This is a genomic window from Amycolatopsis camponoti (assembly GCF_902497555.1).
GTDB classification, from domain to species: domain Bacteria; phylum Actinomycetota; class Actinomycetes; order Mycobacteriales; family Pseudonocardiaceae; genus Amycolatopsis; species Amycolatopsis camponoti.
This window is the reverse complement of the sequence record NZ_CABVGP010000001.1, coordinates 2,032,407-2,056,217: the sequence shown is the minus strand read 5'-3', so window position 1 is coordinate 2,056,217 and position 23,811 is coordinate 2,032,407. Positions and strand designations below refer to the sequence as shown.

20 protein-coding genes are annotated in these 23,811 nt (G+C 70.7%); 11 read left to right on the top strand and 9 right to left on the bottom strand.

Annotated elements, in window-relative coordinates:
* The first annotated feature begins 61 nt into the window (after positions 1 to 61).
* Complete coding sequence (locus tag AA23TX_RS09910) at positions 62 to 241, top strand: DUF7455 domain-containing protein (RefSeq protein WP_155542262.1); 180 nt, start codon at positions 62 to 64, stop codon at positions 239 to 241.
* Between the two features lie 169 nt (positions 242 to 410).
* Here AA23TX_RS09910 and AA23TX_RS09905 read toward each other — a convergent pair whose 3' ends face one another.
* The 5 genes from AA23TX_RS09905 to AA23TX_RS09885 all read right to left on the bottom strand — a co-directional run bounded on the left by AA23TX_RS09905 (position 411) and on the right by AA23TX_RS09885 (position 7,484).
* On the bottom strand, positions 411 to 1,592 hold the full coding sequence (locus AA23TX_RS09905; protein WP_155542261.1) for an ROK family transcriptional regulator: 1,182 nt from the start codon (positions 1,590 to 1,592) through the stop codon (positions 411 to 413).
* Between the two features lie 11 nt (positions 1,593 to 1,603).
* Positions 1,604 to 3,070, bottom strand: coding sequence for a sugar ABC transporter permease (locus AA23TX_RS09900; RefSeq protein WP_155542260.1), 1,467 nt, complete (start codon positions 3,068 to 3,070; stop codon positions 1,604 to 1,606).
* A 20-nt stretch (positions 3,071 to 3,090) separates the two neighbouring features.
* Positions 3,091 to 3,864, bottom strand: a complete 774-nt coding sequence (locus tag AA23TX_RS09895) for an ATP-binding cassette domain-containing protein (RefSeq protein ID WP_155542259.1) — start codon at positions 3,862 to 3,864, stop codon at positions 3,091 to 3,093.
* A gap of 142 nt (positions 3,865 to 4,006) precedes the next feature.
* The gene (locus tag AA23TX_RS09890) at positions 4,007 to 5,146 is read right to left on the bottom strand and encodes a sugar ABC transporter substrate-binding protein (protein ID WP_155542258.1); all 1,140 of its coding nucleotides are present in this window, start codon (positions 5,144 to 5,146) and stop codon (positions 4,007 to 4,009) included.
* 601 nt (positions 5,147 to 5,747) lie between these two features.
* The gene (locus AA23TX_RS09885; RefSeq protein ID WP_155542257.1) at positions 5,748 to 7,484 is read right to left on the bottom strand and encodes a DEAD/DEAH box helicase; all 1,737 of its coding nucleotides are present in this window, start codon (positions 7,482 to 7,484) and stop codon (positions 5,748 to 5,750) included.
* 236 nt (positions 7,485 to 7,720) lie between these two features.
* On the opposite strand from AA23TX_RS09885, the gene AA23TX_RS09880 reads away from it, so the two are divergent.
* Positions 7,721 to 8,884: a YihY/virulence factor BrkB family protein gene (locus tag AA23TX_RS09880; protein ID WP_155542256.1), complete on the top strand. Its 1,164-nt coding sequence runs from the start codon at positions 7,721 to 7,723 to the stop codon at positions 8,882 to 8,884.
* Between the two features lie 89 nt (positions 8,885 to 8,973).
* The gene (locus AA23TX_RS09875) at positions 8,974 to 12,123 is read left to right on the top strand and encodes an efflux RND transporter permease subunit (RefSeq protein ID WP_155542255.1); all 3,150 of its coding nucleotides are present in this window, start codon (positions 8,974 to 8,976) and stop codon (positions 12,121 to 12,123) included.
* Between the two features lie 164 nt (positions 12,124 to 12,287).
* Here the strand turns inward: AA23TX_RS09875 and AA23TX_RS09870 are convergent, their stop codons facing one another.
* Positions 12,288 to 13,124: a hypothetical protein gene (locus tag AA23TX_RS09870; RefSeq protein ID WP_196425260.1), complete on the bottom strand. Its 837-nt coding sequence runs from the start codon at positions 13,122 to 13,124 to the stop codon at positions 12,288 to 12,290.
* 163 nt (positions 13,125 to 13,287) lie between these two features.
* Positions 13,288 to 13,530: a DUF3039 domain-containing protein gene (locus tag AA23TX_RS09865; protein ID WP_155542254.1), complete on the bottom strand. Its 243-nt coding sequence runs from the start codon at positions 13,528 to 13,530 to the stop codon at positions 13,288 to 13,290.
* A gap of 67 nt (positions 13,531 to 13,597) precedes the next feature.
* Here AA23TX_RS09865 and AA23TX_RS09860 point away from each other — a divergent pair, with 67 nt between their 5' ends.
* Genes AA23TX_RS09860 through AA23TX_RS09845 form a run of 4 tightly spaced genes read left to right on the top strand, consistent with a single transcriptional unit; the run spans position 13,598 to position 16,787 of the window.
* Complete coding sequence (locus AA23TX_RS09860) at positions 13,598 to 14,386, top strand: sporulation protein (protein ID WP_155542253.1); 789 nt, start codon at positions 13,598 to 13,600, stop codon at positions 14,384 to 14,386.
* The gene (locus tag AA23TX_RS09855; RefSeq protein WP_155542252.1) at positions 14,386 to 15,003 is read left to right on the top strand and encodes an HD domain-containing protein; all 618 of its coding nucleotides are present in this window, start codon (positions 14,386 to 14,388) and stop codon (positions 15,001 to 15,003) included. The genes AA23TX_RS09860 and AA23TX_RS09855 overlap by 1 nt, the downstream gene beginning before the upstream one ends.
* Positions 15,004 to 15,012: 9 nt before the next feature.
* Entirely contained in the window at positions 15,013 to 15,918 is a 906-nt protein-coding gene (locus AA23TX_RS09850) for a pseudouridine-5'-phosphate glycosidase (RefSeq protein ID WP_155542251.1), read from the top strand.
* Positions 15,915 to 16,787 carry a carbohydrate kinase family protein gene (locus tag AA23TX_RS09845; RefSeq protein WP_196425259.1) on the top strand — a complete coding sequence of 291 codons (873 nt, stop codon included), beginning with the start codon at positions 15,915 to 15,917 and terminating at the stop codon, positions 16,785 to 16,787. Before AA23TX_RS09850 ends, AA23TX_RS09845 begins: the two co-directional genes overlap by 4 nt.
* Before the next feature lie 3 nt (positions 16,788 to 16,790).
* Here the strand turns inward: AA23TX_RS09845 and AA23TX_RS09840 are convergent, their stop codons facing one another.
* Both AA23TX_RS09840 and AA23TX_RS09835 read right to left on the bottom strand, forming a co-directional pair.
* Entirely contained in the window at positions 16,791 to 17,126 is a 336-nt protein-coding gene (locus AA23TX_RS09840; RefSeq protein WP_196425258.1) for a DUF3099 domain-containing protein, read from the bottom strand.
* Between the two features lie 17 nt (positions 17,127 to 17,143).
* Positions 17,144 to 18,409 (bottom strand): amidohydrolase, encoded by a 1,266-nt coding sequence (locus tag AA23TX_RS09835; RefSeq protein WP_155542249.1) that lies wholly within the window; start codon positions 18,407 to 18,409, stop codon positions 17,144 to 17,146.
* Positions 18,410 to 18,437: 28 nt separating this feature from the next.
* Between AA23TX_RS09835 and AA23TX_RS09830 the strand changes: the two genes are divergently transcribed.
* From AA23TX_RS09830 to AA23TX_RS09815, 4 genes are all read left to right on the top strand, one after another.
* Positions 18,438 to 19,940, top strand: coding sequence for a DUF7782 domain-containing protein (locus AA23TX_RS09830; RefSeq protein WP_196425257.1), 1,503 nt, complete (start codon positions 18,438 to 18,440; stop codon positions 19,938 to 19,940).
* Positions 19,937 to 20,362 carry a D-aminoacyl-tRNA deacylase gene (dtd, locus tag AA23TX_RS09825; protein WP_155542248.1) on the top strand — a complete coding sequence of 142 codons (426 nt, stop codon included), beginning with the start codon at positions 19,937 to 19,939 and terminating at the stop codon, positions 20,360 to 20,362. Before AA23TX_RS09830 ends, dtd begins: the two co-directional genes overlap by 4 nt.
* Before the next feature lie 289 nt (positions 20,363 to 20,651).
* Positions 20,652 to 21,680 (top strand): sigma-70 family RNA polymerase sigma factor, encoded by a 1,029-nt coding sequence (locus AA23TX_RS09820; protein ID WP_155542247.1) that lies wholly within the window; start codon positions 20,652 to 20,654, stop codon positions 21,678 to 21,680.
* Positions 21,681 to 22,117: 437 nt separating this feature from the next.
* Positions 22,118 to 23,779 carry a fumarate hydratase gene (locus AA23TX_RS09815; protein WP_155542246.1) on the top strand — a complete coding sequence of 554 codons (1,662 nt, stop codon included), beginning with the start codon at positions 22,118 to 22,120 and terminating at the stop codon, positions 23,777 to 23,779.
* The last annotated feature ends 32 nt before the right edge of the window (positions 23,780 to 23,811 follow it).

Here is a 23,811-nt window from a genome sequence, read left to right as displayed (position 1 = left end):
ATGTGGGCGTAGCTGGATCGATGGCACCGGGCAACCGGTGCCGGGACGGAGGGAGACCCCCATGACAACGCCGACGCTCACCCGCCCCGAACTGACCGCTGCCGACCGCTGTGACCGGTGTGGAGCTGCAGCTCAGGTACGAGCCATCCTCAGCAAGGGTGGGGAACTGCTCTTCTGCGGGCACCACGCCCGCGAGCACGAGGCCAAGCTCAAGGAACTGTCCGCCGACATCCAGCGGTAACCCAGACAAGCGAAAAGGCGGCCGGTGCGCACAGGCACCGGCCGCCTTCGCGTTTTCTTGAAACCCGCGCAGCTGAAACCTGCACAGTCTGCAACTTGCACAATGCGTGGCCGATATCACGGTACGGCCGCGAAAGACCGTGATTCCGGACACAAAACCGGACAGGAAATCAGACAGAATCCAGCACGACTTCGAACGCCACTTCCGCGGCGCCCAGCAGCTTCACATCGGCCCCCAGCGCCGAGCTGATGATCCGGGTGCCGCCGACCGCGCGGCTCACCAGGCTGCGCCGGCGAACCTCCGTGCCGACGTGCCGCAGCACCGCCTCCGGCAGCACCGTCAGCAGGTCGCCGAGGATCACCAGCTGCGGTCCGAGCAGGTTGACGACGTTGATCAACCCCAGGGTCAGCCACTCGGCGAACTCCGCCAGCCGCGTCAGCGCGACCTCCGGGTTCCGGCCGAGCTCGCGCAGCTCGAACAGGATCGCCCCGCGCGGGGTGTCCTCCGGCAGGCCGAGCGCCCGGCACAGCGCCGCCTCGCCGACCTCGGTCTCCCAGCAGCCGCTGCTGCCGCAGTAGCAGTCCCGCCCGTCCGGGCGGATCACCATGTGCCCGATCTCGCCGACGTAGCCGGAGCCGCCGCGCAGCGCCGAACCCTCGGCGATGACGCCGCCGCCGACCCCGACGTCCGCCGAGATGTACACCACGTCGGACGCCCCGCGGGCCGCGCCGCGCAGGTGCTCGGCGACCGCGCCGAACTCGGCGTCGTTGCCGACCAGGATCGGGATCTGCAAGACCGCGCCGAGCCGCTCGCCGAGCGCGACGTCGGTCCAGCGCAGGTTCGGGGCTTCGTGCACGTGCCCGTCCGCCCGCCGGACGACGCCCGGCACGGACACCCCGGCGGCCACCGGGGTCACGTCGAGGTCGCTCGCCAGGATGGCGGTCGACTCGATGACGTGCGTGATGACCTCGTCGGGCTGCCCCATCCGGCCCCGCAGGTTCCAGCTGTTGCGGCCCAGGATCTGGCCACCCAGCCCGACCAGGGCGATCGCGACGTGCTCGACCTGCAGGTCGACCGCGAGCACGACCGCCGCGTGCGGCTGGGGCAGGACCAGGAGCGAGGGGCGGCCCGCCCCTCGTCCCGGCCTCGGCACCTTCTCCTCGACGACGCCGGCTTCCGCCAGCCCGTCGACGAGGGTCTTGATCGTGCTCCGGTTGAGCCCCAGCTGCGTGGCCAGGGTCGCCCGGGTGCTCGGCCCGCCGACGTGCAGCAGGCGGAGCAGGGTCGTGCGGTTGTGCCGGCGCACCTCGTCCGGTCGAGCAACGGGTGAGCTGGACACAGGCTTGATCATGCCAGGCTGGTTCAGCGCGTCGACGCAGCCGCGCGGCGCCGGGACAGCGCGTCGACCGTGGCGGCGAGCAACAGGACCAGACCGGTGACGATGTTGACCACCGCGGCCGGCTGCTTGAGCAGGCCCAGGCCGTTGATGACCACGGCGATCACGAGACCACCGACGACGGCGTCGGCCACGCGGCCCTTGCCGCCGAACAGCGACGTGCCGCCGATGACGGCCGCGCCGACCGAGTACAGCAGCGTGTTGAGGCCACCGGACTGCGGGCTGACCGAGCCGACCTTCGACGCGGCGACGATGCCGCCGATGGCCGCGACCGCCGAGCCGATGACGAACACGCTGGCCCGGATCTTCGGCACGTCGATACCGGCACGGCGGGCGGCTTCCTTGTTGCCGCCGACCGCGTAGACGTACCGGCCGTACTTGGTCCGGTTGAGCACGTAGGTCCCGGCCACCAGCAGCACCAGCATGATCGGGATGACGTACGGGATGCCCTGGATCGTGACGACCGCCTTGTTCGGCGAGCGGTTGATCGTCAGCAGCCAGGTCCCCACCGCCGACAGCACGACGAGCGCGCCGACCTTGATCAGCACCAGCGTCGTCGGCTGGACGACCAGGCCGCGCTGGAGCCGCCGGAAGTGACTGAGCAGCGTGATCGCCGCGAACCCGCCGGCGGCGACGAGGAAGAAGATCCAGCTGCCGAGGACGTTCAGGTTGCCGTTGGCGATCTTGTACAGGACGTCCGAGTTGGTGATGCCGATCGTGCCGCCCTCACCGATGAACTGCAGCAGGACGCCCTGCCACACGATGAACAGCGCCAGCGTCACGACGAAGGACGGCATGCCGATCTTCGACACCAGGAAGCCGGTGATGCAGCCGATCGAGGTGCCGACGCAGATGGCCAGCACGATCTCCAGCCAGGCGTTGGCGGGGACGCCGATCGCGACGATCAGCAGGCCGATCAGCGACAGCACTGCGCCACCCCAGATCCGCTGGTAGGCCGAGAGCAGCATGGCCGCGGCGAGGACCGCGATGAACGTGATGAACACGCCGGAGCCCAAGGTGCCCAGCAAATTGCCCGCATGGACGTAGTGCAGGGCCATCACCGACGCGGCGGTGCCGGACGCCACACCGGCCGCGAGGTCGATCTCGCCGAGCAGCAGCACGAAGACGATGCCCATCGCGATGATGATCACGCCCGCGCCCTGCGGGAACACGTTGGCGATGTTGGCCAGCGTGAAGAAGTTGTCCGACAGCGCGCTGAACAGGATCACCAGCACGAGCAGGCCGAACAACGACGGCAACGAGCCGAGCTCACCGGCGCGGATGCGGGCGAAGTAGTCGCGGACGGCTTCCCCGGTTGACATCGATGTCGTGTCGATGCCGAAGTCGGTGATCGCCGCGGTGGGGTTCTGGGTCTGCGCGAGCGCTTCCGCGGCCGGGGTACCGACCTCGTGCTTGGCAGGAGTTTCAGTCATTTCCGGTTCTTTCTTCCCGCTCACAGGACCACGGCTTCGGGCCGGGCCAGGCCGAGGTCACCGGAGCGACCAGCGGTGATCAGTTCCACGATCTGGCCGTGGCTCACGTCCTTCGTGTGCACCTCGGCGACGAGCCGGCCGAGGTAGAGGACGGAGATGCGGTCGGCGACCTCGAACACGTCGGCCATGTTGTGGCTGATCAGCACGACCCCCAGGCCCTGCTCGGCGAGCCGGCGGACGAGGTCGAGCACCTGCCGGGTCTGCGCGACGCCGAGGGCGGCGGTCGGCTCGTCGAGGACGACGACCTTGCTGTTCCACAGCACCGACTTCGCGATGGCCACGGTCTGCCGCTGACCACCGGACAGCGAGGAAACCGGGGTGCGCACGGACTTGACGGTCCGGACCGAGAGCGAGGCCAGCGTTTCGCGGGCGGCCTTCTCCATGCTGGCTTCGTCCAGCTTCCACGAATTGCCGCGCTCGCGGCCGAGGAACATGTTCTGGACGATGTCGAGGTTGTCGGCGAGCGCGAGGTCCTGGTAGACGACCTCGATGCCGAGGTCCGCCGCGTCGCGCGGGCCGCGGATGTGGGTGTCCTCGCCGTTGAACCGCACGGCCCCCGAGTCGTACGGGTGGATGCCGGCGATGCACTTGACGAGGGTCGACTTGCCGGCGCCGTTGTCGCCGACCAGGGCGGTGACTTCGCCCGCGCGCACGTCGAAGTCCACGTCGTGGAGGACGTGGACGGGGCCGAAGCTCTTGTTCAGGCCCTTGATCTCGAGGATGGGCTCACTCATGGATGGCATTTCTCCGAATTTCCGATGCCCTCTGCCGCCGCTGGGGCCAGGCGATCCCCGCGAACGGGGAGTGGGGACCGGGCCGGGACGCGCCGTCGGGGTGCGCGTCCCGGCCCGGCTGTTCTTGGGTGTTACGGGCAGGTCAGGAGATGCCGAGCGAGCTGCACTTGGCGGCGAGGTCGCCACCGCAGATCTCGGTCGCCTTCACGTAGCCCTGGGTCACGACCGTCTTGACGTCCTTCGCCAGGATCGTCGTCGGGGTCAGCAGCACGGACTTGATGTCGCGGTTGCCGGTCGGGTCGTGCAGCTTCGCGGTCGCGATGGCGTCGGCACCGGCGGTGTCACCCTTGGCCAGTGCGGCAGCCAGCTTGGCGGTGGCTTCGGCCTCTTCCTTGATCGGCTTGAAGACCGTCATGTACTGGTCGCCGCGCATGACCGCCATCAGGCCGTCGGCGGTCGCGTCCTGGCCGGTGACCGGGACCTTCCCGTTGAGGCCGTTCTTCTTGAGGATGGTGATGACCGCGCCGGCCAGGCCGTCGTTCGCCGCGACGACGCCGTCGACCTTGCCGCCGTTGGCGGTGAAGATCTGCTCGAACGTCGTGCCGCCGAGCTGGTTGTCCCAGTCGTTGATCGGCTGCTTCTGGATGCGCTTCAGGGTGCCCGCCGAGAACAGCGGCTCGAGGACGGAGTCCTGGCCCTTGGTGAACAGCGTGGCGTTGTTGTCGGTCGGCGCGCCCTCGATCTGGACGACACCCGCACCCGCCTTGCTCTTCAGCGCGTCGGCCATGGCCTGGCCCTGCAGCTGGCCGACCTTCTCGTTGTCGAACGAGACGTAGTAGCCGGCGGACCCACCGAGGCTCGGGCGGTCGTAGTCGATGACCGGGATGCCGGCCGTCTTGGCCTTGGCCTCGACCGCGGAACCGACGGCCGGGTCACCGGGGGCGATGATCAGGACCTTGACGCCGGAGCTGATGAAGCCGTCCGCCAGCGTCGAGAACTTCTGGTTGTCACCCTGGGCGTTCTGGACGTCGACCTCGAAGCCCTGCGCCGTCAGCGCGGCGGTCAGCATCGGCTTGTCGAACGCCTCCCAGCGGGCCGAGGTGGCGGTCTCCGGCAGGATGACACCGACCTTGCCGGAGGCACCACCGGCGGCGGCCGGGGCGGACGAGGAAGCGGAGTTGCTCCCCGTGCCCCCGCTGTCCGAACTGTTTGCACCGCAAGCGGTCAGCACCAAGCCGGTGCTCACCGTGGCGGCGAGGAGGGTAAGGGTTCTGCTGCGCATCCTCGTTCCTTCCGGATCCAAGCATTGTGACGAGTGGGCCGTCGACGTCGTCTCGGGCCCTGCGAGGCGGTGATCCGGAAGGGTCCCGGCGCACCGACGCGCATATGTTGTGGGCGACAACATATGCCGCTGAGCGGCTGCGGGGAAGATAGCTGGATCGATTAAATGACACCAATTGGACACGGTTCGGCAACACAGGCTGGGTATCGCCCGGAAAGAGTAGATCCGCTGACGATGTGATCGCCAGCACTCACGGTGTGTTACATCCAGGTTTCCTAGCGAGCTGAAGATACTCCGGAGGTGTACACCCAGCGCGATCCGCCGGGAAGTGGTGGTGAACCCACGGCAAACGCCCCGGATTGGTCGCCGACTTGCGAACTTCGGACCCGAAGGTGCCCGAAGCACCACCGCCCGGGGGACGCGGGGGCAGCCGGGAGACGACCGATCGGGCACGCAACGTCACGGACTTGTGGAAGGTCCGGCGCGGCCTCGGTGGAACGGACGGTGACGAGCGGGTTCAGCCTCTCGGGCGACATCGCGGGTCTCCGAGGAGCCGCCGGACCCGACGCGTGGACGAGCTGCGCTCAGAGCCGGTCGGGCCTCACCAGGTCCGGAGGGTGACGATCCGTTCCTCGAGCTGCTCGACCGTCGCCATCGCCGTCACCGGGCCGCCGCACACGCGGCGCAGCTCGTTGTGGATCGCGCCGTGGGGCTTCTTCGTGCGGTGGTGGTACATGCCCACCAGCGCGTTCAGCTCCTTGCGCAACGCGCCGAGGCGCTCGCTCACCGACTGCGGGCGGGCCGGGGCCGGGGCGGCCTCTTCCTTCGCGGGCTTGCGGCGCTTCTCGTCGGCGATCTGCTCTTCCTGCCGCTTCCGCAGCAGCGCGCGCACCTGGTCGGGCTCCAGCAGCCCCGGCAGGCCGAGGTACTCCTGCTCCTCGTCGGAGCCCGAGAACACCGCCGTGCCGAACGAGTTGCCGTCGTAGATGACCTGGTCGAGCTCGGCCGAGGCGCCCAGCGAGGTGAACGCCTTCTCCTCCTCGCCCGGCTCGTCCTCGGTGCGGTTGGCCTGGGCGAGGAGCTCGTCCTCCCAGCCTTCCTTCTCCCGGTGGGGCTTGCCGAGCACGTGGTCGCGCTGCGCCTCCAGCTCGCTGGCCAGCTCAAGCAGCACCGGGACCGACGGCAGGAACACGCTCGCCGTCTCGCCCTTCTTCCGGGCTCGCACGTACCGGCCGATCGCCTGGGCGAAGAACAGCGGGGTCGAAGCGCTCGTCGCGTACACGCCCACCGCCAGCCGCGGGACGTCGACGCCTTCCGAGACCATGCGGACGGCCACGATCCAGCGCTCGTTCGTCTCGGAGAACTCCTTGATCCGGCCCGAGGCCTTCGGGTCGTCCGAGAGCACCAGCGTCGGAGTCTCGCCCGAAAGCCGCTCCAGGATCTTCGCGTACGCGCGCGCCGACTCCTGGTCGGTGGCGATCACCAGCCCGCCGGCGTCCGGCACGCTCTGGCGGACCTGCGACAACCGCGTGTCGGCCGCGTGCAGCACCGCCGGGATCCACTCGCCCGCCGGGTCGAGGGCCGTGCGCCACGCGCGGGCGTTCTGCTCCGCCGTCAGCGGCTCGCCGAGCCGCGCTGTGAACTCCTCCCCCGCGCTGGTGCGCCAGGAGGCCTCACCCGAGTAGGCGAGGAAGACGACCGGCCGGACCACGCCGTCGGCCAGCGCGTCCGCGTAGCCGTACGAGTGGTCGGCCTTGCTGCGCTGGAAGCCGCCGGAGTCCGGCTCGTAGGTGACGAACGGGATGGCCGAGTCGTCGGACCGGAACGGCGTCCCGGTCAGCGACAGCCGCCGGACGGCCGGGGTGAAGGCCTCGCGGATCGCGTCGCCCCACGACTTGGCGTCGCCACCGTGGTGGATCTCGTCGAGGATCACCAGCGTCTTGCGGTTCTCGGTGCGCACGCGGTGCAACGTCGGGTGCGCCGCGACCTGCGCGTACGTGAGCGCGACACCGTTGTAGTCCGACGACGTGACGCCGGTGGTGTTGCGGAAGTTCGAGTCGATCTGGATCCCGGCCATCGCCGCCGCCGACGCCCACTGGTGCTTGAGGTGCTCGGTCGGGGTGACGATGGTGACGGCCTCGATCGTGCGGTCGCTCAGCAGCTCGGCGGCGATCCGCAGGCCGAACACCGTCTTGCCGGCACCGGGCGTCGCCACCGCGAGGAAGTCCTTCGGCTTGCGCGTCAGGTACTTCGTGAGCGCCCGCCGCTGCCACGCCCGCAGCGGGCGCGCGGTCGAGTCCTTCTCCGCGGGAGGCGCCCCGAGCTGCGTCTCCGTCATCGCCGGTCCTCCCCCTCGCTCACGTGCCTCAAGTGCTGTGACGTGCGAAAACCCTCACTGTGGTACCGACTTCGGCCAGGACGACCGGCGTGGCGACTGCGGTGAGGGCACTGGAGCGAGTCTACCGGCCGGGTCCGACAGTTCCCGGCACCGGCACGGGTGATGTCCCCCGACACGCCCGGGCGCAGGCACGGTGACGAGCCAAATCAGCACGGATGGACCATGCTGGACACGTCATGGGTGAGGTTCAGCCGTCCGCAGCGACGAAGGTGGCCCGCAGGGGGCCGTGGCGCCTCGTCACGCGCACGCTCGCCAAGGCCTGGGAGGGCAACATCTTCTCCGAGGCCGCCGAGGCGGCCTTCTGGCAGACGCTGTCGCTGCCGCCGCTGCTGCTGGGGCTGCTCGGCAGCCTGGGCTTCGTCGGCGAGTGGTTCGGGCAGGACGTCGTCACCCAGGTGCACGACCGGATCATCGGCTTCTGCAAGACGGTCTTCAGCGCCAACGCCGTCCACGACATCATCGAGCCGACCGTGAACAGCATCCTCACCGTCGGCAAGGGCGAGATCGTCTCGGTGGGCTTCCTGATCTCGCTGTGGGCGGGTTCGTCGGCGATGTCGTCGTTCGTGGACGCGATCACCGTCGCCCACGACCAGTACGGCGTCCGCAACGACGTCTGGCAGCGGATCTTCGCGCTGCTGCTGTACCTGTGCGGCCTCGTCATCCTGGTCGTCGGGCTGCCGCTGCTGGCGATCGGCCCCGACCTGCTGCCGGAGTTCTTCCCCACCGAGTGGCGCCCGACGGTCACCTCGTGGGTGAGCGCGCTGTACTTCCCGACCCTCGGGATCATGATCACCCTCGCGCTGACCACGCTGTACAAGCTCGCCCTGCCGCGGAAGCTGCCGTGGCACCGCGGGCTGCCCGGCGCCGTGCTCGCGATGGTCGTGTTCCTGCTCTCCTCGGTCGGCCTGCGCGTCTACCTGAACTGGATCACCAAGACCGGCTACACCTACGGCGCGCTCGCCGCGCCGATCGCGTTCCTGCTGCTGATGTTCTTCATCGGGCTGGCCGTGGTCGGCGGGGCCTACTTCAACAGCGCGATCCAGGAGCTGTGGCCGGCGAAGGCGACCCGGCGGCAGCGGCGCAAGTGGCGGCGGCTGGAGATGGAACGCGCGTCCGAGCGGCTGCGCACCGAAGAAGGCCGGAAGCTGTGGGAGCGCACGACCACCCCGCTGCGGCGCCCGCGTCCCGAAGAGGTCTCGTCCAACGGTGACGCGCCGGACGAGGACGCCGGACCGTCCGAAGAGGACGAGCCGTCACCGAGCGCGCCCGACCCGGCACCCAGCGCTGCTCAGGGTCGCGTCTCCTCCCCAGGGACGACCCGGAATCCACCCCCAGACTGAGTCGCCCCTCAGGTCGGACATGGGAAGCTCGGCCGGTCACTGACGCAGGCGTCGGTCGCCGCGTCGTTCCCGAGGGGGTTGTCGAAGTCATGTCCGTGCTGGCCAGATTGAGCCTGCGCAACCGAAGCCTGATCGGCCTGCTCGCGCTGGTGGTCGTCGGTTTCGGTGCTTTCGCGCTGCCGCAGATCAAGCAGCAGCTGTTCCCGTCGCTGCAGTTCCCGCAGGCCCAGATCGTCACGGCGTACGCGGGGGCGTCGCCGGACGCGGTCGACCGCCAGGTCACCGAACCCCTCGAAGGCGCGTTGCAGGGGCTCAAGGGCCTCGAAGAGATCAACTCGACCAGCTCGGACGGCGTCTCGCGCGTCGTCACGCAGTTCGCGTTCGGCACCGACCTCGACGCGGCCGTCTCGCGGATCCAGCAGGCGGTGAACCAGGTCCGCCCGCGGCTGCCGCAGAACTCCGACCCGTCCGTGTCCGCCGGTAGCACCGACGACCTGCCGGTGATCCTGGTCGCCGCGGGCACGGCCGGTGACCCGCAGCAGCTCGCGCCCGCGCTGACCGACCAGGTCGCGCCGGAGCTGCGCAAGATCGACGGCGTCCGCACGGTGACTGTCACCGGCGTGCAGCAGCCGCGCGTCACGATCACGCTCGACTACGCGAAGCTGGCCGCGGCCGGCGTCGACCCGGCGTCGATCGCGACCGCGCTGCAGACCGCCGGCGCCGCCGTGCCGGCCGGCACGCTGACCGAAGGCGACAAGACGCTGAGCGTCCAGGTCGGTGGCGGGCAGACCACTGTGGACACCCTCCGCGACCTCTACCTCACGCCGAGCGCCGCGGCCGGCGCCGCGCGGCCGGGAACGCCGGCTCGCGGACCGGTGAAGCTGGGTGACGTCGCCGACGTCCAGACCGGCTTCGCGCCGGCGACGTCGATCACGCGCACCAACGGCAAGCCCAGCCTCGGCCTCTCGATCACCATGGTGGACAACGGGAACGCCGTCGCGATCTCCGACGCCGTCCGCGCCAAGCTGCCGGACCTGGCGAAGAAGACCGGCTCCGAGATGAGCGTCGTGTTCGACCAGGGCACGCCGGTGAAGGACGCGATCAGCGGCCTGACCACCGAAGGCCTGCTGGGCCTGGCGTTCGCCGTCATCGTCATCCTGCTGTTCCTGCTGTCGGTGCGCTCGACGCTGGTGACCGCGGTGTCCATCCCGCTGTCGGTGGTGGTCGCGCTGATCGCGCTGTGGACCGGCGACCTGTCGCTCAACCTGCTCACCCTCGGCGCGCTGACTATCGCGATCGGCCGGGTGGTCGACGACTCGATCGTCGTGCTGGAGAACATCAAGCGGCACTTGGGTTACGGCGAGGAGAAGCAGCGGGCGGTGCTCGACGGCGTCCGCGAGGTGGCCGGCGCGGTGACGTCGTCCACGCTGACGACCGTCGCGGTGTTCCTGCCGATCGCGTTCGTCGGCGGGTTCGTCGGCGAGCTGTTCTCGCCGTTCGCGATCACCGTCACGGTGGCGCTGCTGGCTTCGCTGCTCGTCTCGCTGACCGTGGTTCCCGTGCTGGCGTACTGGTTCCTGAAGCAGCCCGAGGTCCCGGCGGACGCCATCGAGGCCGAGCGGGCCCGCGAAGCGGCCGTCGAGAAGGAGCGCCGCAGCTTCCTGCAGCGCGCCTACCTGCCGGTGATCCGGTTCGCGACCAAGCGGCGGCTGACCGTCGTGCTGCTGGCGCTGCTGATCTTCGCCGGCACGGTCGGGCTCGCGACGCGGCTGAACACGAACTTCCTCGACCAGTCCGGCGGCACCACGCTGAACATGACGCAGAAGCTGCCCGCGGGCACGAGCGTAGCGGCGAAGGAGAAGGCGGCGACGGCGGTCGAGCAGGCGCTGGCCGCGGAGCCCGCGGTGCAGACCTACCAGGTCAGCATCGGCGGCGGGGGCGCGTTCGGCTTCGGGGGCGGGACGAACACCAGCATCTCGGTGACCGTCGCGAAGGACACCGACCTGAACGCGCTGTCCGACCGGCTCCGGTCGAAGCTGACCTCCCGGCCGGAGCTGGGCGAGGTCAAGATCGGCGCGGACGCGTCCGGGTTCAACTCCGACCAGGTCTCGGTGACGGTGACCGCGCCGTCGGAGGCCGCGCTGAAGCCCGCGTCCGACCAGATCGTGCAGGCGCTCGGCGGAGTGTCCGGGCTGACCGAGGTGAGCAGCGACCTGGCCGTCGGCTCGCCGCGGGTGCAGGTCGAGGTGGACGACGCCGCGGCCGCCGCGCGCGGGCTGTCGGCGAGCACCATCGGCCAGGTCGCCAACCAGGCGATCGCCGGCCGCACGGTGACGCAGCTGCCGGTCGGCGGCCAGCGCACGGACATCGTGCTGCGCGCCGGCACCGCGCCGGCCACGGTCGACCAGGTGAAGGGCCTGCAGATCCCCGGTCCCACGGGGGTCGTCCGGCTCGACGAGGTCGCGAAGGTGTCCACTGTGGACGGACCGGCGTCGGTGCACCGCACCGGCGGCGACCTGAGCACCACGGTCACGGCCAAGAACACCGGCGACAACCTGAGCAAGACGACCGCGGACATCCAGTCCAAGCTGGACGGGCTGACGTTCACCGGCGGCGCGTCGTACTCGCTCGGCGGCGTGAGCCAGGACCAGCAGGAGGCGTTCTCGAACCTGTTCCTGGCGCTGCTGGCGGCGATCGCGATCGTGTTCCTGATCATGGTGGCGACGTTCCGCAGCCTGATCCAGCCGCTGATCCTGCTGGTGTCGATCCCGTTCGCGGCGACCGGCGCGATCGGGCTGCTGCTGGCGACGGGCACCGCGCTCGGCCTGCCGGCGCTGATCGGCATGCTGATGCTGGTCGGCATCGTCGTGACGAACGCGATCGTGCTGATCGACCTGATCAACCAGTACCGGGCCGAGGGGATGAGCGTCGCCGACGCCGTCACCGAAGGCGGCCGGCGCCGGCTGCGGCCGATCCTGATGACCGCGGCGGCGACGATCTTCGCGCTCGTCCCGATGGCGCTGGGCATCACCGGCCAGGGCGGGTTCATCGGCCAGCCCCTCGCCATCGTGGTGATCGGCGGCCTGGTCAGCTCGACGCTGCTGACGCTGGTGCTGGTCCCGACCCTCTACACGATGGTCGAGACCCGCAAGGAGCGCCGCCGCGCTCGCCGCGAGGCCAAGCGGGCGCCGAAGGAGGCGCCGGAGTCGGAGTCCCTGGACCCCGCCCCGACCGCCTGAGTCACGCCGGCAACCGTGATCAGAACGCCGACACACGTGATCCGAGGGTCGACACGCGTGATTGAAGGGACGACACGCCGAGGCCATCCCAGCCCCGGCGTGTCGTCCGCCTGATCACGTGTGTCGACTCCGCAATCACGCGAGTCGACCCTTCGATCACACGGCTACTGCTTGAAGCGGTAGGTCATGCTGTCGAAGAGGATGCAGATGCTCGGCGACATCACGATCACGCGGAGCGTGTTGTCCCGCTCGTCGAAGTCGATGCCCTCGACCTCGAAGTTGCCGCTGCAGCCGCTGCGCAACGGGAGCTGACCCAGCGACGTCACGTGCCCGGCCACGTCCGAGCCGGACAGCGGGCCCGCGAGGTCCACCTGCAGGAGCGGCTTCGTGGTGCCGAAGAGGCTGCCGTCCGGGTCGTCGGACGCGCAGAGCAGGCGGGTCGCGGTCTGGAAGTCGCAGCCCTGGACGTCGCGGACCTGGTGGTCGAGCCGGATCGTGCCGGACAGGGGCAGGTTCTGGGCCGGGTCGGTGGCCGCCACGCCGGGCATCGGGTGGACCAGGAGGCGATCCATCGTGCCCCACTCCCCCGCCACCATCCACCGGGCGTCGGGCGACACCGCGGCGAACGAGTTGTTGTTCGCTTCCCACGACTCGAGGTTGTGCTTGTAGTTCTTCCACGAGCCGTCCGGGGCCTGGACGCGGAAGAGCTTCGCGCCCCGGTCGTCACGCTGGTAGGGCTCGACGTAGAAGCCCTGGGCCGAGCCGGGGTCGCCGACGTGGTTCCAGCCCTGCGAGTTGAGGTCCGCCGGGATGGTGCCGATCCCGGTGTAGCGGATGGTGGTGCCCGAGGGGCGGACGATCGTGGCGAGCCCCTGGCTCTCGTCGAGGGCGCGCGCGGAGTCCCGGCCCACCTCCGACCAGCCGGTGACGGCCTGGGCGAGCGCGGGCGAGACCACGGCGAGCAGGGCGGCGAGGATGAGCACGATCCCGGTTCTGCGCATGTGCGACTCCGGTGGGTGAGGAGACCTGGCCCGCTGGATTTACCAGGTCTCCCGCACCCGGCGCACCCGCCGAATGAAGGTTTTTCACGTTTGTTCGACGACTTGTCCGTTTCCGGACAGCCCGAAGACCCGGCGGGAACACCCGCCGGGGTTCAAGCCGGGGTCACTCCCCCGGGCGCAGCCCGTCGAAGATCTTCTTGCAGTCCGGGCAGACCGGCGAACCGGGCTTCGGCGACTTCGTGACCGGGAAGACCTCGCCGCACAGCGCCACCACGAAGTTGCCCATGACCGCGCTCTCGGCGATCTTGTTCTTCTTCACGTAGTGGAACATCTTCGGGGTGTCGTCGTCGGCCGTGTCCGTGCCCTCGGGCGTGGTTTCCGGCTTCGTCAGCGTCTCGGTGCTCACCCGGCCATTGTGCCCGAGTCCCGCCGGACCTCGTACGAAAGCCCCTCGACCTGGCAGGATCGGCGGCATGTTCCAGAAGGTGCTCGCGACGTTCGGCTCGGGCGGAGCGAAGATCGACGCCCGCCTGCTCGACCGGACCGCCTCCCCCGGCCGTCCCCTGCACGGCGAGGTGCTGCTGGCCGGCGGCGAGGTCGACCAGGAGATCAAGGGCCTCGCGGTGACGCTGCTGGCCCGCGTCCAGGTCCCCGGCGCGGACAAGACCGAAGACCTCCCGTTCGGCTCCCAGCACCTGGTGGGCGCCGAGACGATCCGGGCCGGACAGCAGGTGCGGCTCCCCTTCGAGGTGCCGCTGCCGTGGGAGACGCCCGTCACGAGCGTCTTCGCCAAGCCGCTCACCGGCATGGCCGTGGGCGTGCGGGCCGAGCTCGACCTGGCCTCGGCCGTGTCGGACCCGTTCGACGCCGACGCCGTCGCGATCGAGCCGCTCCCGGCGCAGAAGCGGGTCCTCGACGCGCTGAGCCGGACCGGCTTCACCTTCCGCGAGGCGATCCTCGAGCAGGGCCGGATCAACGGCGCGCAGCAGCAGCTGCCGTTCTTCCAGGAGATCCGCTTCATGCCTTCGCCACGTTTCGCGAGCGTGTTCTCCCAGCTCGCGGTGACGTTCCTGGCGTCGTCGAGCCGCACGGACGTCGTCCTGGAGGTCACCAAGCGGGTCCGGGTGACCAAGACCGGCGGCTTCGGCGGGCGCGGGCAGGACTTCCTCGGGATGTTCACGATGAAGCCGGACGTGAACTGGGAGAAGCAGCTCGAGGACTGGCTGGACCAGGTCGCCCGCCCGCGCGGCATCTTCGACTGATGGAGTGGCGCGATGCGGTGGCGGCACTGGGCGGTGTTTCCGACGCGTGGCCGCGGCTCGAAGCGCGCTACGCCGAGCCCCACCGCCGCTACCACACGCTCGACCACGCGGCCGCCGTCGCGCGGGACTCCGCCTGGCTGGCCGGCGACCTCGGCGACGTCGAACGCGCGATCGTCGCCGTCGCCGCCTGGACGCACGACGTCGTCTACGACGCGAACCCCGGCGAAGACGAACGCGCCAGCGCGCGATGGGCCCGCGAAGCGCTGGACGGGGTCGCCGAAACGCACCAGAAGCGCGTCGAAGGCCTGATCCTCGCGACGATCAAGCACGACGCCCCGCCGGACGACCGCCTCGCCACCGCGCTCCTCGACGCCGACCTCGCCATCCTCGGCGCGCCCGAGGAGCGGTACTCGACGTACGCCCGCGCAGTGCGTGAGGAGTACGCGAAGTACCCCGACGACATCTGGCGCGAAGGCCGCATCGCCGTCCTGGAGGGCATGCTGAGCAGGACGCTCTACCGCAGCGAAGCCGCGCGGACACGCTGGGCGACCGCCGCGGAAAAGAACCTGACGGCCGAGCTGACCCACTGGCGCCGCGAGCGAACCGATCACCGATGATGGTTCCTCGTGACCACCCCACTCACCCTGCACGAAGAGGTCGCCTCGGCGCTGCGTGACGGGCACCCCGTCGTCGCGCTGGAGAGCACCATCCTGTCCCACGGCCTCCCCGCCGGCCGCAACCTCGACGTCGCCCACCGCCTCGAGCGCGTGGTGCGCGACGGCGGCGCCGTCCCGGCCACCATCGCGGTGCTCGACGGCCGCGTCGTCGTCGGCCTCTCCCCCGCCGAACTGGAGCGCGTCTGCGCGCCGGACGCCGGCCTGGACAAGCTGTCGCTGCGCGACCTCGGCCCGGCCGTCGGCCTCGGCCGCTCCGGCGCGACGACCGTGGCGAGCACGTCGGCGCTGGCGGCCGCGGCCGGCATCGGGATGTTCGCCACCGGCGGCCTCGGCGGCGTGCACGTCGGCGCGGCGCAGTCGTGGGACGTCTCGGCGGACCTCGGCGTGCTCGCGAAGGTGCCGACCGTCGTGGTCTGCTCCGGCGTGAAGTCGGTGCTCGACATCCCGGCGACGCTCGAAGTGCTGGAGACGAACTCGGTGCCGGTGCTCGGTTACCGCACCGATGACTTCCCGGCGTTCTACCTCCGCTCGTCCGGGCACGCGGTGGGCTGGCGGGTCGACGACCCGAAGCAGGCCGCCGCCGTGGTCGCCGCGCACCGCGCGTACGCGAATTCCGGTGTCCTGCTGGCGAACCCGATCCCCGAAGCGTCCGAAATGGACAAAGAGCTGCACGACCGGCTGCTCGCCGAAGGCCTCGCACTGGTCGCCGAGCGGGGCGTGCACGGCGCCGATGTCACACCAGTGCTGCTGGAGCACTTCCACACGGCGAGCGCGGGCGTGAGCATCGACGCGAACGAAGCCTTGGTGCTCAACAACGCGAAGCTGGCGACCGAGGTCGCGGTGGCGCTGTCGTGAGCGGGATCGTGGTGGTCGGCGACGCGGCCCTCGACGTGATCGCCCGGCACGACAAGCCGCTGCCGCACGGCGGCGACGCCCGCGCGAAGATCCGATTCACCGGCGGCGGCTCGGGCGCCAACACGGCGCTGTGGCTGCGTCACCTCGGCGCGGACACGACGCTGGTCGCGCGGATCGGCGACGACCCGGGCGGCCGGCTGATCAAGGCCGAGCTGGAGGCCGCGGGCGTGCGGTGCGCGTTCGCCGTCGACCCCGAAGCGCCGACGTGCTGCGTCGTGGTGATGGTCGACGGTTCCGGGCAGCGGAGCATGCTCGCCGACCGCGGCGCGAACCAGCGCTTCGCCCCGGAAGACGTCACCGCCGAGGCGCTGGCCGGCGCCCGGCACCTCCACCTGTCGGGGTACGTGCTGCTCGACCCGCCGTCACGCGCGGCCGGGCTGGCGTCGCTGGCCGCCGCTCGCGAAGCGGGGCTGACGACGTCGGTCGACCCGCAGGCCGCCGCGCACATCACCGACCCGGCCGCGTTCCTCGACGACGTCCGCGGGGTCGACCTGCTGATGCCGAACACCGAGGAGCTGGTGGCGCTGACCGGTTCGGCGGATCCGGCGTCGGCGAAGGAGCTGCTCGACGCCGTCGGCGCGGTGGTCGTGACCGCCGGTCTGGACGGCGCGAGCTGGGTCGATCAGGGCGGCGTCACGAGCGTCCCGGCCGTCGAAGCCGAGTGCATCGACTCGACCGGCGCGGGCGACGCGTTCGACGCGGGCGTGCTCACCGGCTGGCTGGCCGGGGAGTCCACTGTGGACGTCCTGCGGCACGGGACGCGGCTGGGCGCGCTGGCGGTCGGGAAGGTGGGCCCGCAGCCGGTCTGACGCTCAGCCGTCGATGACGCGGTGGCTGGTGCCTTCGATCGCCGTCGCCTCGTGCTGGTAGGTCGAGACGTTCTCGGACTTGCGGGGCGGGCGGTCGTTGGCGATCAGCACCGCGATCCACGGCAGCGGCACCGAGATCGCCAGGAACCCCAGCGCCAGCCACCAGGTGTGGTAGGTCAGCCCGGCGAGGATCAGGCACGGGATGCGGCACGCCATCATGATCACGTACTTGCGCTTGCGCGCTTTGAACTGCTCTTCGTACGACGGGGCCGCCCCGGTGATCAGCACCGGGTCCGAGTCGTTGGCGGGCATGGTCACTGCACCACCTCCACGTCCCATCGTCCCACCTGTGCCGGTCATCCGACACCGGGGTGGGACAACCGGCTCAACGCGGCGGTCACGAGCGTCTCGATGCCGGTGCGCAGGGTCGGGTGCAGCACCGGGGCGAAGCGCGGCGAGTGGTTGGACGGGATGTCGCGCTCGAACCGGCCCTCGGTCATCGCCGTGATCACCGTGTGCGGGTCGAAGCCGCCGACCAGCCAGAACACCGACGGGACGCCGGCCGCGCGGCCGAACTCGCTGAAGTCCTCGCTGCCGGTGACCAGCGGCGCCGGCAGCACCGCTTCGGCACCGAAGTGGGCGCGGAAGACCTCGGTGAGCGCGTCGTTGGCCGCTTCGTCGTTCTCGGTGATCGGGTAGGAGCCGGACCGGACGATCTCGGGCGGCTTCGGCGCGCCCGCCGTCGCGGCCTCGCCGTTGACGATCCGCTCCACCGCGGCGAGCACGCGCTCGCGGACGGCCTGGTCGAACGACCGGACGTTCACCTCGAGCACGGCGTCGTCGGCGATCACGTTGCTCGCGGTGCCCACGTGCAGCGAGCCGACGGTGACGACCGCCGAGTCGGTGGCGGCGATCTCGCGGGAGACGATCGTCTGCAGCTTGAGCACCACGGACGCGGCCAGCACGGCCGGGTCGACGGTCGTCTCGGGGCGCGAGCCGTGGCCGCCGCGGCCGAACAGGGTGATGCGCAGGGTGTCGGTCGCGGCCATGATCACGCCGGGCCGGGTGAGCACCCAGCCGGCCGGGCCGGGCACCAGGTGCTGGCCGTACACGACGTCGGGCGTCCCGGCGCGGTCGAACAGGCCGTCGCGGACCATCGCGACGGCGCCGCCGACGCCCTCCTCCCCCGGCTGGAAGACCACCTGCAGCGTGCCGGACCAGGTGTCGCGGCCCTTCGCGAGCAGCGCCGCGGCGCCGGAGAGCCAGGTGGCGTGCATGTCGTGCCCGCACGCGTGCATGACCGGGACGTCCTTGCCGTGCTCGTCGGTGCCGCGGGCGGTGCTCGCGTACGACAGCCCGGTCTTCTCCTCGACCGGCAGCGCGTCGATGTCGGCGCGCAGCAGCACCGTCGGGCCCTCGCCGTTGCGCAGCACGCCCAGCACGCCGGTACCGGCGATGCCGGTGTGCACCTCGTAGCCGTCGCGCTCCAGCCGCCGGGCCAGCTCGGCCGCCGTCCGGGTCTCGGCGAAGGACAGCTCGGGATGCCGGTGCAAGTCGATGTACAGCGCTTCGAGCTCGGGCAGCGCCGCGTCGAGCGGGGCGAGGACGCGTTCAAGGGTCACGGGGGCCATCGTGGCAGCATTACCCACCGTGAGCACGCGAAGCGTACTGCCCGACCTGTCCGACGACGTCTGCGCGCGGCTGCGCGAGGCCTTCCGGCGCGCCTCCTACGACGCCGACGGCGTGGTGGCCGCCCTCGGCGGGGCCGCGCACGCGGCGCTGGGCCGCGGCGAGCCGGTGCCGGCCGAGCGCGCGACCCGGGACGCGGGCGAGCTGGGCACGCTGATCCGGCTGTTCCTGCTGGGCGGCACCGAGCCGGAGACCGCGATCAAGGCCGCCTTCGCGCCGTTGTCCCCCGAGGACGCCGTCGCCGCGGGGGTGCTGGCCCCGGCGGCCGGCGGCTACCGCGCGGCGCTCGACATCCGGCCGCACGGGGACGACGACGGCTCGTGGTGGGTCGTGTCCGACCTCGACGCCGACGTGCTCGGCACCACCGTGCCCGAGGACCACGTGCTCGGCGTCGGGCACGCGTCGCTGTCGCTGATCCGCGCGACCAGCCGCCGCCCGGTCGGCACCCTGCTCGACCTGGGCACCGGCAACGGCGTGCAGGCGCTGCACGCGACCCGGCACGCCCGGCGCGTCACGGCCACCGACGTCTCCGAGCGGGCGCTGACGCTGGCCGCGGCGACCTTCCGGCTGAACGAGCTGGACGTCGAGCTGGCCCGCGGCGAGTGGTTCGCGCCGGTCGCCCGGCGGAAGTTCGACCAGGTCGTCTGCAACCCGCCGTTCGTGGTCGGACCGGCCCGCGTCGACTACACCTACCGCGACTCCGGGCTGGCCGGCGACGACGCGACCGCGCTGGTGATCCGGCAGCTGCCGGGCTTCCTCAACGACGGCGGAGTCGGGCACCTGCTCGGCTCCTGGCTGCACACCGGCCGCGAGGACTGGGCCGACCGGGTGAGCCGCTGGCTGCCCGCCGAGACCGACGCCTGGTTCGTCCAGCGCGACATCGCCGACCCGGCGCTCTACGTCGGCACCTGGCTGCGGGACGCGGGCCTCGACCCGCGCTCGCCGGAGGGCCGGGCGAAGGCGGCGGCGTGGCTCGACTGGTTCGCGGCGAACGACGTCCAGGGCATCGGGTTCGGCTTCGTCACGCTGCGGCGCGCGGCCGGGCGCACCCCGACCGTGGTGTGCGAGGACCTGCGGCAGGCCTACGACGACCCGCTGGGCCCGGAAGCGGCCGGCTGGCTCGAACGCGTGGACTGGCTGCGGGAATCGGGAGATTCCTTACTTGATGTCCGTTTTGTGGTCCCGGACACGGTTTTGCTGGAAAGCGTCGAGGAACCCGGTGACGAAGGCTGGGCGACGACCGTCCGGCGGCTGCACCGCACCGACGGGCCGGGCTGGCAGCACGAGGTCGACGAGCTGGCCGCGCGGCTGCTCGCCGGCTGCCGCGGCGCGTTGCCGCTGGCGGACCTGATCGAGCTCCTCGCGTTCTCGCAAGGGCTCGAGGCGGAGGAGCTGGCGGCCGCCGCGCTGCCCGTCGTCCGCGAGCTGGTCCGGCACGGGATGCTCGTCCCGGCGGGCCGGTGAGGGCGGTCGCGGCCCGCGTCACGCGGGCCGACGTGACCGTCGAGGGCGAGGTCGTCGGGGCCATCGCCGAACCGGGTTTGCTGGTGCTGCTGGGAATCCACGTCGACGACGACGCGGCGAAGGCCGTGACGATGGCGCGCAAATTGCACGAGCTGCGCGTGTTGCGCGACGAGGAATCATGCGCCACGGCGAATGCGCCGCTGCTCGTGGTGAGCCAGTTCACGCTCTACGGCGAGACGAAGAAAGGGCGCCGGCCGTCGTGGACGCAGGCCGCCCGGCCGGAGGCGGCCGAGCCGTTGGTGGACGCCGTCGTGGCCGAGCTGCGCGGCCGCGGCGCCACCGTCGCGACGGGCCGTTTCGGGGCGATGATGGCGGTCTCGAGCGTGAACGACGGTCCGTTCACCGTTCTCGTAGAGGTCTAGACCACCGCCCGCCGGTTCACATCTCGACCCGATTCACATCGGATTCTCAGGTTGTCCGGTCACGGACCGTTCTCAGCAAAAGCTCAGCAATGGTGGAGCAACCGGAGCGCGCCCGCAGCCGTCTCCTTTTCAGGCGAGCCGGGAACGTTTTGGAAACCCGGAGCGTTGTGCCAGATGTCCAGCCAAGCCGGCCGGACCGGCGTACCGGGTTCCACAGGCCCCGGTCCGCGGGTACGCACCCGGTGGGACGACCGCAGCAACACGTTCAGCCCGTGACCGGGGAGGCAGAATGTCAGTCCAGACTCTCGAACGCGAGTCGCGCGGGATTCGCGAGCGCATCCCGGCTCAGGTGTCCGAGGAGCCGGTGAGCGTGGGGGCGCTCGCCGACGGCGACCTCGACGCCCCGAGCCCCGCCGCCGACCTCGTGCGTGTCTACCTCAACGGTATCGGCAAGACGGCGCTGCTGTCCGCGGCCGACGAGGTCGAGCTCGCCAAGCGCATCGAAGCCGGCGTCTTCGCCCAGCACATGCTGGACACCGGGGAGAACCTCACCCCGAAGCGCCGCAAGGAGCTCTCCGCCCTGGTCCGTGACGGGCACGTGGCCAAGAACCACCTGCTGGAGGCCAACCTCCGCCTGGTGGTCTCGCTGGCCAAGCGCTACACCGGCCGGGGGATGCCGCTGCTCGATCTGATCCAGGAGGGGAACCTGGGTCTGATCCGCGCGGTGGAGAAGTTCGACTACTCCAAGGGGTTCAAGTTCTCGACCTACGCGACCTGGTGGATCCGCCAGGCCATCACCAGGGGGATGGCCGACCAGGGGCGCACGATCCGGCTCCCGGTCCACCTCGTGGAACAGGTCAACAAGCTGGCCCGCATCAAGCGCGACCTGCACCAGCAGCTCGGGCGCGACGCGACGCACGAGGAGCTGGCGGCCGAGTCGGGCATCCCGGCGCACAAGATCTCGGACCTGCTCGACCACTCGCGTGACCCGGTAAGCCTGGACATGCCGGTCGGCACCGAGGAGGACGCCCCGCTGGGCGACTTCATCGAGGACTCCGAGGCGACGGACGCCGAGAGCGCCGTGATCTCGAGCCTGCTGCAGGACGACCTGCGCCGGGTCCTGTCGACGCTGGACGACCGCGAGCAGCAGGTCATCCGCCTGCGTTACGGCCTCGACGACGGCCAGCCCCGCACGCTCGACCAGATCGGCAAGCACTTCGGGCTGTCCCGCGAGCGCGTCCGCCAGATCGAGCGCGAGGTCATGTCGAAGCTCCGCCAGGGCGAGCGCGCGGACCGGCTCCGCGCCTACGCCAGCTGATCACCGATCCACGACTACGCCGAACGGGGCGGATGCGCACAGAGTGCGCACCCGCCCCGTTTTTTGTGCGCACAGCGACGACCAGGGGCGTCGTGGCGACCGAAAATATGTCACCAAGAACCGGTTTGACGCTGCGCCGACCTGGGTAGCAACCGGTGGCGGTACCCATTCGGCGGCGTTGACTTATGACTTGGGTCACGCCAGCCTCGAAGTACCGGTACAGACCTCGCGACCGGGCGTGCACGCGTCCGGAAGCTCTCCCCGGGAGGTCGGGTCCGTCGGGGTGGACCCGGCCTCCCGACCATTCGTCCGGCGGGACCCGGCTCACGCGCCCGCGGTGGGCGTGGGGTGGCCCACAGTGACCGCATGCCTCTTCGGCGTCGACCTCCCCGCTGCGTAGGGTGGACCGATCCCGGAGCTGGCAAAGGAGCCTGGCAGTGCCGTCCACCACCACGTTTCAGCACACCGAAGTCCTCCCCCTCGGCAAGGACACCACCACCGAGTACCGGCTGGTCACCGACGAGGGCGTCGAGACCGTCGAAGCCGCCGGGCGGAAGTTCCTCAAGGTCGACCCCGCCGCGCTGACCACCCTCGCGCGCACCGCCATCACCGACATCCAGCACCTGTTGCGCACATCACACCTTCAGCAGCTGCGCGCCATCGTCGACGACCCCGAGGCCAGCGGCAACGACCGCTTCGTCGCCATGGACCTGCTGCGCAACGCCGCCATCTCGGCCGGCGGCGTCCTCCCCATGTGCCAGGACACCGGCACCGCCATCGTCATCGGCAAGCGCGGCGAGGGCGTCCTCACCGGCGGCGACGACGAGCGAGCTCTCTCGCGGGGCATCTTCGACGCCTACCAGCAGCTGAACCTGCGGTACTCGCAGATGGCACCGGTGAACTTCTGGGACGAGCGCAACACGGGCACGAACCTCCCGGCCCAGATCGAGCTCTACCACAAGGACGGTCAGGACGACCCGGCCTACGAGTTCCTCTTCATGGCCAAGGGCGGCGGCAGCGCCAACAAGACGTTCCTCTACCAGGAGACGAAAGCCGTCCTGAACCCGAAGCGGCTCGCGCGCTTCCTCGACGAGAAGCTGCGCAGCCTCGGCACCGCGGCCTGCCCGCCGTACCACCTCGCGATCGTCGTCGGCGGCATGTCGGCCGAGTTCAACTTGAAGGTCGCAAAACTCGCTTCGGCGCGTTACCTCGACAACCTGCCGGCCGAGGGTTCCGAGCTGGGCCACGCCTTCCGCGACCGGGACCTCGAGCAGCAGGTCCTCGAGATGACCCGGCAGTTCGGCATCGGCGCGCAGTTCGGCGGCAAGTACTTCTGCCACGACGTCCGCGTCATCCGGCTCCCCCGCCACGGCGCGAGCTGCCCGGTCGGCGTCGCCGTGAGCTGCTCCGCCGACCGCCAGGCCAAGGCGAAGATCACCGCGGACGGCGTCTTCATCGAGCAGCTCGAGCGCGACCCGGCCCGCTTCCTCCCCGACGTCACCGAGGAGGACCTCTCCGACGACGTCGTGAGCGTCGACCTCAACCGGCCGATGGCCGAGATCCGGGCCCAGCTCTCGCAGCTGCCGGTCAAGACGCGGCTTTCCCTCACCGGGCCGCTGGTCGTCGCGCGCGACATCGCGCACGCGAAGATCGCCGAGCGTCTCGACGCCGGCGAGGAGATGCCGGACTACCTGAAGGACCACCCGGTCTACTACGCCGGCCCGGCCAAGACGCCGGAGGGCTACGCGTCCGGCTCGTTCGGGCCGACGACGGCCGGGCGGATGGACTCCTACGTCGAGCAGTTCCAGGCCGCCGGCGGCTCACTCGTCATGCTGGCCAAGGGAAACCGCTCCAAGCAGGTCACCGACGCGTGCCGGTCGCACGGCGGGTTCTACCTCGGCTCGATCGGCGGCCCGGCCGCGCGGCTCGCGCAGGACTGCATCAAGAAGGTCGACGTCCTCGAGTACGCCGAGCTCGGCATGGAAGCCGTCTGGAAGATCGAGGTCGAGGACTTCCCGGCGTTCATCGTCATCGACGACAAGGGCAACGACTTCTTCGCGAGCACCGGCGACCCGGTGCTGCAGATCAGCTTCCGTTAGCACGCAAGGGAAGGGGACACCGGCCCGCCGCC